The sequence below is a fragment of the uncultured Gimesia sp. genome, assembly GCF_937919775.1.
GTDB lineage: Bacteria > Planctomycetota > Planctomycetia > Planctomycetales > Planctomycetaceae > Gimesia.
This window is the reverse complement of the sequence record NZ_CALFPF010000255.1, coordinates 1-13,056: the sequence shown is the minus strand read 5'-3', so window position 1 is coordinate 13,056 and position 13,056 is coordinate 1. Positions and strand designations below refer to the sequence as shown.

Here is a 13,056-nt window from a genome sequence, read left to right as displayed (position 1 = left end):
AATTTCCGGGCTTAATGGCGATACCGCTAGATTTCATTTCCGGACACCCTGCTAGCAGCAGCCGGTTGCCTTTGCCCTGATAGACCAACTGGGCTTGAAGCTTGGTGACTTTTTTGTGTTTAACAAGTAGCTTGGCTAAATCTTCGGCAGACTCCGCAGCAGGAGATTGCGACTTTTGAAAGGCAGCGATATCCACAGCGGAGATAACACCGCTTTCATCAAGCTGAGCTACAAAGTGTTCCAGAGTCATCGCCATGAGTGGTATATTAGCCCGAAAGTAAACGGAACGAATGAGTTAAGCATTGTCAATTTACAGAGATTGTTAATTAAAACAAAGCTTTAATTACCGCATTTGTAACAAAGCGAGGTGGCAATACATTGCCAACGCTGTCCCATTTATTTGAATCGTCAATGGGAAAACAAAAAAGGACTTACGACCAATAGTCGTAAGTCCTTATGTTTCAAAGTGCCCAAGAGAGGACTCGAACCTCCACGGGGATATTCCCCACTAGCCCCTCAAGCTAGCGCGTCTGCCATTCCGCCACTTGGGCTTGTTTTTGAGTGAGATTCAGACGGTCACTAGAATTGCCTGAAACCGACTCAAAGTCGAGGATTTCCCAGTATAACAATCCGGGGAGGCCCATCAAGGGACGTGGATGGCAATCTATGGGTGAAAATACCGGGATTTTGTGAAAATGCACCTGCAATGAGTTTAAACTTCCCCTCCCGTAAAATCAGCATTTTTGTAAACTATGAGCCGCTTATTACAGTTGATCCCGGCAAATTTCAGTGAATCGCTGATGCTGAGCACCTGTTTCGCGTTGAATCTGTTCGAACAAGGATGTCCGATGCCATTTTTTACCCGCTGGAACACTCAAACCCGAACTCAGACTACGCGCATCGGATTCGTTTTGATCCTCGGTTTTCTCGCTGTTACGCGGAACCTGTTTGCTGACACCGTATCCCCGTCTGCAGGTTCGCCGCTGCTGGATGATGCGAACTTGAACGCCGTGCAGTTTCTGGGATCAAAAACCGGCTGGGCGGTCGGTGATCGGGGAGTGATTCGGAAAACCGAAGATGGCGGACGAACCTGGCAGTTCGTGACCAGTCCGGTGCAATGTCCCTTGCGGCATATTTGCTTCCTCACAAATCAGATTGGCTGGATCGCCGGTGGCGGGACGGCGGCTTACGGCTATATGAATCAGGGCGTGCTGCTGTTCACGAAGGATGGTGGGAAAACCTGGGAAGAGCTGGTTCAGAAACGTCTGCCGCGATTGCATTACGTTCGATTTTTTGGCGTGAATGAAGGGGTCGTTGTCGGGGAGTCGTCGATTCAGCATGCGACCGGAGTTTTTAAAACCACCGATGGTGGCAAGACCTGGCAGGATGTGATCGGTTACGAATCGGCGGGATACCGCAGTGCCGCGTTTTTTGATGTGTCTACGGGAATCGTTGCGGGCACTCAGGGACGGCTGACGCTGGTGGGCGGTGGCGCGGTTTTGCCTCCCCGCTTTCCGCCTCAGGGATTGCGGGGCATTCAGGACGTCAAGCTACCGATGACGGCCACCGGCTGGATGGTCGGCGATGGAGCCTTGCTGCGAAAAACGGAAAACAAGGGTATCGTCTGGGAGATGCCGGAAACCGCGCTGCCCGATCAGCTCAAAGACTTTTTTGATTTTCAGGCCGTTGAAGTCCGCGGCGATCAGGTCTGGATTGCCGGCGATCCGGGTTCCGTGATCTGGCATTCGGCAGACCGGGGGAAAACGTGGCGTCAGCAATGGACCAATCAGAGCGCGCCTCTGGCGGCGATTCATTTTGTCGATGATCAGATCGGTTGTGCTGTCGGAGCACTCGGGACCATTTTGTTAACGAATGATGGCGGCCGCACGTGGCATGCGAATCATGCAGATCCCCGTCGCGTGGCTTTGATGTGCGTGCATGCCCAGCCTGCACAAATCTCGTTTGACATGCTGAGCAAATACGCGGGGGATCAGGGATATCGCAGCTTGGTCGCATTGCCTATCCGCCGCGATCTCGGTCCGGACGGCCAGCCGCAGCAGGATTTGGATTTACGATTGAACGAATCGGTGACCAGTGTCGGTGGTTCGGCGGGAACACTGGACTGGCGGTTTCCTGTGCAGATTCCCGAACTCGAACAGAACGCAGACCGTTTGATTGAAGAATGGAATCGGCATACGGAAGGTCGGCTGGCTTCCGTGACGCTGAGCCGCTTCGTCGCGCAACTGCGCACCTGGCGCCCCGAAGTATTAATCATCGATCAGCCGCAGGGTAAAGACGCCGCTTCAACACTGGTGAAAGATGCGATGCTGCAGGCCGTGCGATATGCTGCTGATTCGACCCGTTATATTGAGCATCGCGAACAGGCCGGGCTCGCACCGTGGAAGGTCAAAAAAGTCTATTTACGATTACCGCCGGGAAGCTCCGGTCAGGTTTCAGTTGAGTCCGATGAATATCTCGCGCGACTTGGTCTGACGGCGGCAACTGTTGCTTCCACAGGGAAACAGATCCTCGGGAAAACACTGGCTTCTGATGAACCGCGCAGCGTCTACCGTTTGATTGACGCCCATCAAACAGAGGACGAAGACAAGCAGCCAGCTTTAACTGGGGGGACGTTGTTCGCAGGCATCGGCATCGCCCCCGGATCCGACGCACGCCGGGAGTTGTCGCCGATCAATGAGGCCGACGAGGAACGAAACCGGAAACTGGCCGAGCGTCAACGGAATCTCAAGGCGATGGCCGCCAAACTGCTCAGCGATCCACTGTTTTCTGCACAGCTCATGTCGCATCTCAAGAACATCACACAAGGTCTTTCCCGTCGGCAGGCGGCGTTGCAGTTGGAGCAGCTGGCTTTGCAGTACGTCGCCCATCAGGATTTAGAGAAAGCGGAAGCCACGTATCAGGAACTGGTGGAACAATTCCCGGCTGAACCCGAGGCCGTGCGGGCCATGCTGTGGCTGTTTCAGCTTTGGTCGAGTGAGGAAGTGGCCTGGCAGAGAAGTCGTCAGTCGCCAGTGGAACGCTCGCGATCCACAAATTCTTCTTCACAGGTGGCGAGCCCGGTGCAAAATGCGTTTCGGTTTACCGAGCAGCTTCCCTCCCCATTGCTGGAGACGGTGAAGCAGGTAGGACAAATCAATACGGGAGCCCGTGAAAACTGGCGAACGCAAACCGCCGAGAACTGGAAGAAACAGGCACTCGCGGCGGAACGCTGGTTTCAGAAGCAGGCGCCCGAGTTTTATGAATCGCCGGAAGTTCAAATTCCTCTGGCGTCCCTGTATCGCATGATTGGCTCGCATGGCAAAGCCGACGATATCTTTCGTGCGTTTCATAATCCGGCGGCCAACGAATCGTGGAAAAATATTGCGAAAGCGGAAAACTGGTTACTGCATCCGTCCAGCACTCCACCACGTCCAGTTTATCTTTGTCGCTTTACTAAAACTCGCCCGGTGCTGGATGGTCTGCTGTCTGATGAATGCTGGCAGGAAGCGGATGAGTTGAGGCTTTCGGAAAAACCATTAACGGATCAAGAGCAACAGAACGATTCCGGACGCGACAACCTGAGCCGGCCTTTTGTGCTGTTGTCCTACGATAAAGAAAATCTTTATATCGCCGCCAGTATTCCTGTGAAAGAAGGGTTGGATTATCCCGAGGCCGTTGATGCGGGTCGCACTTATGATGCCGATCTGAAATTACACGATCGACTTTCGTTTGCATTTGACATCGACCGTGATTACACGACCTTTTATCAGATGGAAGTGGATCATCGGGGCTGGACCAGTGATCGTTGCTGGATCGATGGCAGTTGGAATCCGCGCTGGTATGTTGCCCGTGAAAAGGACAAACAGTACTGGCGAACGGAAATTGCGATTCCTCTGGAAGAACTGGTTCCTTCTGCGCAACTGAAACGCAGGACCTGGGGGTTTTCCGTGGTGCGAATTATACCGGCCATTGGTTTGCAGGGGTGGAGTCATCCACTTTCCTTAGAGCCACGGCCCGATACGTTTGGTCTGATGCGTTTTGAATGACCGTCCGTCCGTTCGGAATTCAGCAGCTTTCCCCTTTTCGCAGTCTGCGGTCATTTCACTGGATGATCGATTCTCTTATCATGGCCGCGTTGCATCAATCATGTCTTATCGACATCTCTTGAAAATAATGTGGACAGATTATGGGTTTGTTAATCGGCATGGATGAAGCAGGTTATGGTCCCAATCTGGGGCCGCTTGTGATCACGGCCAGCTTATGGAAGGTGCCGGGAGATCCACGCGACTTCGATTTCTGGGAAGCCTTGCAGTCCGTGGTTTCTCAAAAAAAGCCGTCCAGAAATTCCAGTAAGTTACACGTTGCTGATTCCAAACAGGTGCATTCCTCTTCTGCCGGGCTGGCGCCGCTGGAACGGTCAATCATGCCTTTTCTGCAATTGTTGAGTGGAGAATCGAGTCTGGTTTCGCTGGGGGAACTGTGGCGACTGTTGATTGCGTCTCCCGCTCATTTCGATGAAATTCAAAAACAGCCTTGGAATGGTAATGACGGCTTTTCGATTCCGACCGTCGTTGATCCCGAAGTGGTACAGCAGTCGCGACTGAATTTGCAACAGGCGTTCGCTGCTGCGGGAATCGAGTTACAGGCGGTTTGCTCTGAAATCGTATTGCCCGAACGTTTTAATCATCTGTGTCGGGAATACGGCAGTAAAGGGGTATTGCTGACTCGTTTGTGCATGCAGTTGCTGACGCGCGTCTGGGATAGAGAATCAACGGAGCCTGCGTTAATCATTGGTGATAAGCACGGCGGTCGTAATCGCTACGATGAATATCTGGATGAGATTCTGGATGGCGAGATGATTTTTCGCGTGGAGGAATCAACGGCAAAGAGTGTCTATCGAATCGGAAATACCGAAGTTCGATTTCAGACAAAAGCCGAAGACCATTTTCCGGTAGCCGTCTCTTCAATGGTTTGTAAGTACACCCGCGAAGTGATGATGGAACTGTTCAATCAATACTGGTTGCAGCATGTGCCTGATTTGAAGCCGACGAAAGGCTATCCCGTTGACGCGCGTCGATTTAAAAATGAGATTGCCACCGCACAGGAACGTTTAGAGATTACTGATCAGGTTCTCTGGCGCGGACAGTAAAACATATTGCACCGGAGCCGGGATGACAGTTTATTCTTCGCTGGCTGGCTGTGCAGCAGGCAGGAATTGACTGGCGGCGATCCCGACGAGAAAAACGGTCGTGGCGCCGATCAGGGTGTACCACGGCCAGGCAACCTGATCTTTCATCTCGAATGCCACATATAAAACGACGCCTAAACCGACGACAAATCCGAGTAATGCAGAGGCCTGTGATGTTCGTTTGCTGAAAGTCGCTAAAAAGAAAATGCCGAGGATGAGTCCGGTCGAAATTCCGGCAATCGCTAACACGCTGCCTACGACACTGTTCGAGATCGACTGGCTGGCAATGCCGACAGAAATTTGTGCGATTCCAAACAGGGCTGTGAAGAGACGGCTGAGTTTGACCAGCTCAGTCTGTTGTTTGGTGGTCGACGTCAGCGGCAGATAAAAGTCATTCACAAGTGCGCTGGTGGTGGAACTGAGTGAGCTGGAGAGGGTTGACATGGCGGCGGCGAAGACGGCCGCTAAAGTGAGCCCCTTAATGCCGACCGGAAGATGATCGATGATAAAGGACGCGAAGACTTCGTCCGGTTTCTGAAACGGTGTCGCGGGCGGGAAGGTCGTATAAAAGGCGGCGAGTGCGATTCCCAGCAGGAGGAACAGTGCAAATTGTGCGAAGACGACAAAACCGCTGATTCCTAAGGCTTTGGCGGCATCCTTCTGATTACGTGCCCCCAGATAACGTTGAATCATCAACTGGTCGGCACCATGTGTGGCCATCGAAAGAAACATGCCTCCCACGAGGCCGGCCCAGAATGTATACGTGCTGGCCAGATTCCATTCAAAATCGAACATGGTCAATTTATGATGTGTGACAGCGAATTGCTGATAATCGCTCCAGCCATGAGGCAGGTCGTTGATGATGACTCCGAAGGCAAAAATCGCACCGGCGATATAAATCACGAATTGCAGGCAGTCATTCCAGACGACCGATTTCATTCCACCCAGACAGGTATAAATGATGGTGCCGATACCGATCACCACCACACAAGCAGACAGCGGGATGCCCACCACTTTTTCCAGAACGAGCGCAGTCAGGTAGAGCCGCAAGCCGTCTGCCAGAGTACGCATGATAATAAAGGTGAGCGAAGCCGTTCGTTCGGTCGTTCCGCCAAATCGCTTTTTGAAAACTTCATAAGCCGAATAGATTTCGCCGCGAAAATAAAGTGGAAGCAGAAACACGATCACCAGAAATCGACCCACAATATAACCGAGGGGAAGTTGCAGAAACTGAAGATTTCCTGCGGGTTCATAAGCGATGCCCGGTACACTGAGAAACGTGACCGTGCTGGTTTCGGTGGCGACAATCGATCCCAGAATGGCCCACCAGGGAAGCGTTTTTCCGCCAAGTAAATAGTCGGACAGGTTTTTCTGCTTGCCGCCGACCCAGGATCCAAACAGGACGACGCCGATCAGATACAGGCCGAGAATGAACAGATCGACGGTTCCAATGGCAATATTCACAGTGGCGTTACCTGTTACACTCTTTGTGGGTTGACTTCGATACAAAGACGAAACGCAAGACAGGGCCGATCAACGGTGTATTTAAAAAATCGCCATCTGATTGGCGGGTTACATCCCTTTCGGGAATCAAAATACCGGTTATCATAGTAGCCGGCAGATCGTGTTTTTAACAGGCTCATCATCATGTTAGATCGTTTGACAACAGAACAGCGCAACCCGGCTTCGGATCAGATTGATTCCATGAACAGTCTGGAAATCGTACAGTTGATGAACGCGGAAGATGCGAAAATTGCCGCCGCCGTGGAGCAGGAGGCACACACGATTGCTGCTGCCATTGATCTGATTGCCGCCGCGTTTCTCCAGGGGGGCCGTCTGGTTTACATGGGCGCGGGGACTTCCGGGCGCCTCGGTGTGCTGGATGCCAGCGAGTGTCCGCCCACGTTTAACAGTCCCCCGGAACTCGTCGTGGGTTTGATTGCCGGCGGAAAACAGGCGCTCACGAATGCGATCGAAGGGGCTGAAGATCGCGCGGAATTTGCGGTCGCAGATCTGGATGAGCTGGACTTCCGTAAAGAGGATGTGCTGGTGGGCATCGCGACCAGCGGGCGGACGCCTTATGTGATCGCCGGTTTAAAGTATGCGCGAGAAAAGGGGGCTCAGACAATTGCCCTCACGTGCAATCAGGAAAATCAGCTGGCAGCAGTTGCGCATCTGACGATCTGTCCGGTAGTGGGGCCGGAAGTGGTTACCGGTTCGACACGTTTAAAAGCCGGGACCGCGACGAAAATGGTGTTGAACATGCTGACGACCGGGGCAATGGTGCGCATCGGAAAAACGTATGGTAATTTAATGGTCGATTTGCGTGCGACAAATAAAAAACTGGTTGAGCGGTCTCTTCGCATTCTGATGGCGTTTACAAAACTGCCGAGAGAGGAAGCGGAGTCTGTTCTTGAAGCCTGTAAAGGAGAACTGAAAACGGCGATCGTGCATGTGAAGCGTGGGGTCTCAACTGAAACCGCGTGCGAGTTGCTCAAAGTGGCCAATGGTCATTTGCGGCAGGTGTTGGAACACACTGAGGATACGGTCTGAGTTCTATGGTCATTCGAAATGCCGGTGTTCTCAATAGAAAGAAACAGAAGCATGTCTCTACAATCGAATCAACTGGTGCTGGGAGTTGACGGAGGTGGCTCCAACACGCTGGTTTCTCTGGCGGTTGTTTCGGCGGGTGACGAATTTCATATTGTGGGACGGGGAGCGGCCGGTGCTTCAAATTTGAATTCGAGTGGTCTCAAAGCAGCGACCGGTCAGGTGCAGCTGGCGATTCAGCGGGCTTTCGAGTCGGCCGGGACGCAGCCCAAAACGGTAGCCGCATTGTGCATGGGCATGTCGGGCGCCGGGCGAATCGCAGAGCAGGAAGCCTGGACCAAATGGGCGCAGGTTAACAAAGTCGCAGAGCGGACCAGTATTGTGACCGATGCAGAAACAGTCCTGGCAGCCGGGACACCAGAGGGATTCGGTGTGGCGGTAATTGCGGGAACGGGTTCGCTGGCCTTCGGAAAAAATGCAGCGGGAGAAATGGCCCGCGCCGGAGGCTGGGGTTATCTGCTGGGCGATGAAGGGAGCGGATATCAGATTGCGTTGGCGGCGATCAAGGCGGTATTGAAATCAGTTGACGGGCGGGGGCCGGAAACCTGTCTGCAGACGGCGCTGCTAAGCACGCTGGAACTGGATGATCCGCAGGCTTTCATTGGTTATATCTATCGGCCTGAGAGTAATCGCAGCGAAATTGCCGCGTTGTCGAAACTGGTGTTTGAAGCAGCAGAAACGGGCGATTATGTGGCGCTGACGATTCTTCAGCAGGCTGTAGAAGAACTGGCGGGATTAGTGAAAGCGGTTGTGACCCGGCTGAATTTTTCAAATGAAACGTACGCGCTGGCTTTGACGGGGGGCATGTTGCTGTTTCAGCAGGATTATCGCGTTTCTGTATTAGAACGTTTGCTGCAACTGGAAATCTCGCCGTCTGCTATTGAATGTGTGGACGATGCCAGCCTGGGGGCAATTCGGATTGCTGCCCGGCTGTTGAATGAGGGTGCCTGAGCTTCGAAGCAGGCATTATTCTGCGGGGAATTCATGGGGAAACAGCAGGTGTTTGACAGAGTAGGGGGAGCATTGCTGCGTCCACCCGCCATCGACGGTGATGGAAGTTCCCGTGAGATAACTGGCATCATCGCTGGCCAGCATCACAATCGTGCGTGCGATTTCCTGCGGTAGTGCCCAGCGTCTCAACGGGATCATGTCCTCTGAAACCTGGCGAATTTTCGCAGCCGTTGACTGTTGTTGAGCAGGGTCCGTATCTTTACCCATTGCGGTATCGATGGCGCCGGGGTTGACGCTGAGCGCTCGAATGCCTGCAGGGCCATAAAGAGTCGCCAGCTCATACGTCAGTGAATCGAGGGCGCCTTTGGCGGCGACATAAGCGGGGCTGATGCCGGCTGCCATCTGTGATTGAATACTCGAAACGTTGATGATAACTCCTCGTCCTCGGGGCTCCATGTGTTCTGCACACCAGCGAGATAAGAAAGCCGGCGCGGTCAGGCAGACTCGCAATGTTTTTTCCCAACTCGCGAGTTCAATCTTCCGCATCGTCGTAATTTCGCGCCAGGCGGCATTATTCACGAGCACGTCAATGCGACCCCAGGTTAACATACATTGCTCGACGGCTGATTGTGCATAATCGAGATCCGAGAGATCGCCGAGACAGGACAGGAACTGACTGCCTGTCTGCTCAATTCGTTTGATGACAGGTTGTAGATCATCTGTGGGGAGTGCCAGCAGAACACAATCGTAACCTCGCTCGGCGAAGCAGACTGCCGTCTCGCCTCCGATGCCTCCTGCTGCGCCTGTAATGATGGCAACCGGTCGCTCATTCATGGTTTTGTTCCTTGAGTATCAATCTTGTTTACGATTCCGTTTCCAGAATCACAGCCAGCCATTCGTTTTTTTCAACATATGGTAATGTTCGCAGTCCCAGAATAATCCCGGTTTGGCTGGCGGAGACGGTAGTGACGGCGTCGCCTGTGGCAGAGCAGATAGTGCCCAGTATGTCGCCGACGTGTACCTGATCCATCAACTGCACCGCTGGCTCAAAGAAACCTGCTATCGGAGCGTGATTCTGAAGTTGCAGGTGGCCACTCTCTTCGCGGGCGTCTTCAATATGATGCAGAATCGGTCGTAGTTCAATGAAAAGATCGAGCATACCCAGTTCAGACAGGACCGACAGGCATCCTTCAGTATAACCTTTGACGGCTTCCCGGTCACAGCCACTGCCACCTCCCCATTCGGCGTAAATCGCAGGAACTTTATGATCTCGGGCGGCAGACAGAGAGCGACCTTCCAGATGGGCCGAGGTCCCCCAGATGACGGGCAGGTTCAAGGCGCGGGCCATCCGTCGTTGCGTATCCAGAATCGTGGGATCAGAGTGCAGCATGTAGCCGGAGAAGGGGGCCAATTTTGAAATCACGCCCCCCGTGTGCAGATCGATCAGGTAGTCTGCTGATCGAATGAGTTGTGTCGCTTCGCTGGCAATCCGCTGACTGATGGAACCATCAGGTGAACCGGGAAAAGTTCTTGCCAGATCAAGATCATCCGGACCACGCCGATTCATGCGCTCGTAAGCGGGTTGATTGACGACCGGAACCAGTGTCACCTTGCCGGTGAGTTTTTCCGGATCGATTCGCGATTTCAGTTGTCGAATCGCCGCCATCGGCTCATATTCGTCGCCATGCACGCCACCCAGGATCAGTAAATGTTTTCCCGGTTGGGTGCCTTCAATTGTAAGTGCCTCAATCAGTTTTTTGTCGGACATGCTGCTGTGTTTCCTCAGTCAGGGTGGGGTAAATCATGTTTTGAGGAGGGCTATTTTGTACTCTCAGTTTTCCATTCGATTTTGGCTTTACTGCGCAGGTTCTGAATCGTGGTATCCCAGAGCGATCGGGACAGGATGTTAAAAATTTCGCCCCGCACATCTTCCAGACTGAACTGGCCCGGGTGTTTCTTGTTGAGGGTCACAATGTGAACGCCGAACGAAGTCTGAAAGGGGGCACTGATCTCGCCCGCTTTCAAAGGGAAAATCTGTTGTGTCAAAGCGAGTGGCATTTTGCCGCGATAGGCAGAGGTAACCAGTTTGCCGCCTTCATTTTTGCTGGGGGCATCCGAATGTTGGGCAGCTGCTTCAGTGAAAGAGAGTTTTCCCGCGAGGATTTGTTCGCGGACAGATGCCAGTTTTTGTCTGGCTTGCTGCACTGTTTCCGGATCCGGATTTTCAGGTAACTTCAACAGAATATGACTGGCTTCCACGCGTGTGCCATCGAGTTCTTCGCGATGTGCGTCGAAATATTCTTGCATTTTGGCTGGTGTGATTTCGCGTTTTGCATAAATGTTCCACGATAGCGGGAGCGCGATCGCCGCCCGCAGTTTCTCCGGTGTGAATCCCATTTTGGTAAGCACCTGTTCGGGCTTGTCCCCTTTTTTTTGAATCAGTTTTTGAATCTTTGAGACACTCTCGTCAAGTTGTTGCGGCGGGACGGTGATTTTTTGTTGAGTGAGAAAGTCCTGAATCAACTGTTCGTTTACGAGACTTTCCAGAACCTGCTGTGGAGCAGGTCGATGGTCATTGGCAATTCCGCGGGAAAGGTATGCGAAATCCAGGTCGGCTTGCGTAATTGTGTGGCCGTTTACGGTGACGAGCACTTTCGGGACGCCGTTTTCCTGATCGGCGGCAGACAACATCGCGGTGGTGGCGAGGATGGTCCAGGCAGTAAAAGTGCTGGCAATCAGAATGATACGGAGAAGAATAAACATGGTGATTGCTTCCTGCAAACGGGAATTCAAAAGAAATCAAAGCGAACCAGTTAAGGTCTGTACCGCTGCGATTGTAATTCTTAGAGACTGCTTTGTAGAGCCATTATGGCAATTCCCTCACGGGTTGTCAGTCTGAATCAGCTTTGGAAAATAATGAATTCCAAAGTTGGCCTTGAGTGGTAAACCACTTAGAATCGTACCAATCAGATCCTTCACACGGGAAAGGTGATCCAGATTTCCTGTTTAACGCTGATCGTTTTAGCATTTCCGTTTTATCATTTTTTCAATTCCAGGAAGGGACCAGATGATGTGGTCAATATTACTCGCACAGAATGGTGCTGCAGCCGCGAAAGAGCCGATATCGAAGGCGGATCATCTTTGGGCAACTGTAAATGAGTTTCTGGCAACACAGGGAACTCAACTGGCGATCAATGTGGTTCTGGCGTTGGTGATCTTTTTTGTGGGGAAATGGATCGCCAATCTCTTGGGGCGTTTTTGCAACAGGTTAATGAAGCAGGCCAAAGTTGATGAAACCCTGTCACGGTTTCTGTCGAATATTATTTATGCCGTTCTGATGGTAATGGTGATCCTGGCGGCGTTGTCTGAATTGGGGATCAATACGACGTCTCTGGCCGCAGTCCTGGCTGCGGCGGGTTTTGCTGTCGGGATGGCGTTACAGGGAACGTTGGGGAATTTTGCCTCGGGTGTAATGTTAATTCTGTTTAAACCGTTCAAAGTGGGCGATTTTGTCGACGCGGGGGACACTTCCGGGATCGTGGAAGAAATCCAGATCTTTTCCACGCATCTGCGAACAGGGGATAATATCGCGATCATACTCCCCAACTCCAAGATCACAGGTGGAACGATCCGGAACTATTCCAAAAAGGAAACGCGGCGTATCGACCTGGTATTCGGCTGCGGATATGACGATGACCTGAAAGCGGTCAAAGCTTTTCTGGAAGAAGTCGTGCACGGGGATGCGCGGGTTCTGTCTGATCCGGAGCCCGTGGTCGCGGTGAATGAACTGGGAGACAGCAGTGTGAATTTTGTGGTGCGGCCCTGGGTCAAAAATGCGGACTATTGGACTACTCGCTGGGATTTGACGGAAAAGATCAAACTGGGTTTCGACGAACGCGGTTTTAATATTCCTTATCCGACGCGAGATTTACACGTCTATCATGAAGCAGCAGTCGGGAATGAATAGTGCTGAACCTTTGGTCTTCGAAATGGATTCACAGCCTCGGGACAGACTTAAGTCTCGAGTTTTTTTGTGTGAGGAATCTGATTTCTACTTTTGCTCCCTGTTACAGGTCATCTCGAAATCTCCTCAAAATCGTTCGAAAACGTTCTCTTCCCCCCCTTTGCTACTTCTTCTTTCGATTTGCGCCTCTGAATCCACAATCCTGTCCCACTCAAATCAAAGGAATTTCGTATATAAAGAGAGTGTTTTTTCTGAGATCCAGTTGTTCTGAGCCAGCATTTCCGTTTCATAGCTAGTGGGTGTCCCGAAAGTGGCTTCGTACGGAATTTTACGTGTTAAAGCA

Annotated in this window: 10 protein-coding genes and 1 tRNA gene; 5 read left to right on the top strand and 6 right to left on the bottom strand. The window is 52.2% G+C overall.

The features are described from left to right. Both Q0294_RS06805 and Q0294_RS06800 read right to left on the bottom strand, forming a co-directional pair. A partial coding sequence (locus tag Q0294_RS06805) for a hypothetical protein (RefSeq protein ID WP_299462327.1) occupies positions 1 to 256 on the bottom strand: 256 nt, incomplete at its 3' end. Positions 257 to 467: 211 nt separating this feature from the next. Beyond that, positions 468 to 551, bottom strand: a tRNA-Leu gene (locus Q0294_RS06800). A 201-nt stretch (positions 552 to 752) separates the two neighbouring features. On the opposite strand from Q0294_RS06800, the gene Q0294_RS06795 reads away from it, so the two are divergent. Both Q0294_RS06795 and Q0294_RS06790 read left to right on the top strand, forming a co-directional pair. After that, positions 753 to 4,046, top strand: coding sequence for a YCF48-related protein (locus Q0294_RS06795; RefSeq protein WP_299462324.1), 3,294 nt, complete (start codon positions 753 to 755; stop codon positions 4,044 to 4,046). Positions 4,047 to 4,186: 140 nt separating this feature from the next. Continuing rightward, positions 4,187 to 5,149, top strand: coding sequence for a hypothetical protein (locus Q0294_RS06790; protein ID WP_299462321.1), 963 nt, complete (start codon positions 4,187 to 4,189; stop codon positions 5,147 to 5,149). A 30-nt stretch (positions 5,150 to 5,179) separates the two neighbouring features. On the opposite strand, the gene Q0294_RS06785 is transcribed toward Q0294_RS06790, so the two are convergent. Further along, on the bottom strand, positions 5,180 to 6,652 hold the full coding sequence (locus Q0294_RS06785) for a sodium:solute symporter (RefSeq protein ID WP_299462318.1): 1,473 nt from the start codon (positions 6,650 to 6,652) through the stop codon (positions 5,180 to 5,182). A 180-nt stretch (positions 6,653 to 6,832) separates the two neighbouring features. Between Q0294_RS06785 and murQ the strand changes: the two genes are divergently transcribed. Continuing rightward, positions 6,833 to 7,741: an N-acetylmuramic acid 6-phosphate etherase gene (murQ, locus tag Q0294_RS06780; RefSeq protein ID WP_299462330.1), complete on the top strand. Its 909-nt coding sequence runs from the start codon at positions 6,833 to 6,835 to the stop codon at positions 7,739 to 7,741. A 51-nt stretch (positions 7,742 to 7,792) separates the two neighbouring features. Continuing rightward, on the top strand, positions 7,793 to 8,749 hold the full coding sequence (locus Q0294_RS06775) for a BadF/BadG/BcrA/BcrD ATPase family protein (RefSeq protein ID WP_299462315.1): 957 nt from the start codon (positions 7,793 to 7,795) through the stop codon (positions 8,747 to 8,749). A gap of 15 nt (positions 8,750 to 8,764) precedes the next feature. On the opposite strand, the gene Q0294_RS06770 is transcribed toward Q0294_RS06775, so the two are convergent. From Q0294_RS06770 to Q0294_RS06760, 3 genes are read right to left on the bottom strand one after another with little or no spacing between them, the layout of a single operon-like run. Further along, positions 8,765 to 9,583 (bottom strand): SDR family oxidoreductase, encoded by an 819-nt coding sequence (locus Q0294_RS06770; protein WP_299462312.1) that lies wholly within the window; start codon positions 9,581 to 9,583, stop codon positions 8,765 to 8,767. 28 nt (positions 9,584 to 9,611) lie between these two features. Next, on the bottom strand, positions 9,612 to 10,517 hold the full coding sequence (locus Q0294_RS06765) for a succinylglutamate desuccinylase/aspartoacylase family protein (RefSeq protein WP_299462309.1): 906 nt from the start codon (positions 10,515 to 10,517) through the stop codon (positions 9,612 to 9,614). 50 nt (positions 10,518 to 10,567) lie between these two features. Next, a complete protein-coding gene (locus tag Q0294_RS06760; protein WP_299462306.1) occupies positions 10,568 to 11,512 on the bottom strand; it encodes a peptidylprolyl isomerase in 945 nt (314 codons plus the stop codon). A 304-nt stretch (positions 11,513 to 11,816) separates the two neighbouring features. Between Q0294_RS06760 and Q0294_RS06755 the strand changes: the two genes are divergently transcribed. After that, complete coding sequence (locus tag Q0294_RS06755) at positions 11,817 to 12,716, top strand: mechanosensitive ion channel domain-containing protein (RefSeq protein WP_299462303.1); 900 nt, start codon at positions 11,817 to 11,819, stop codon at positions 12,714 to 12,716. Positions 12,717 to 13,056 lie beyond the last annotated feature (340 nt).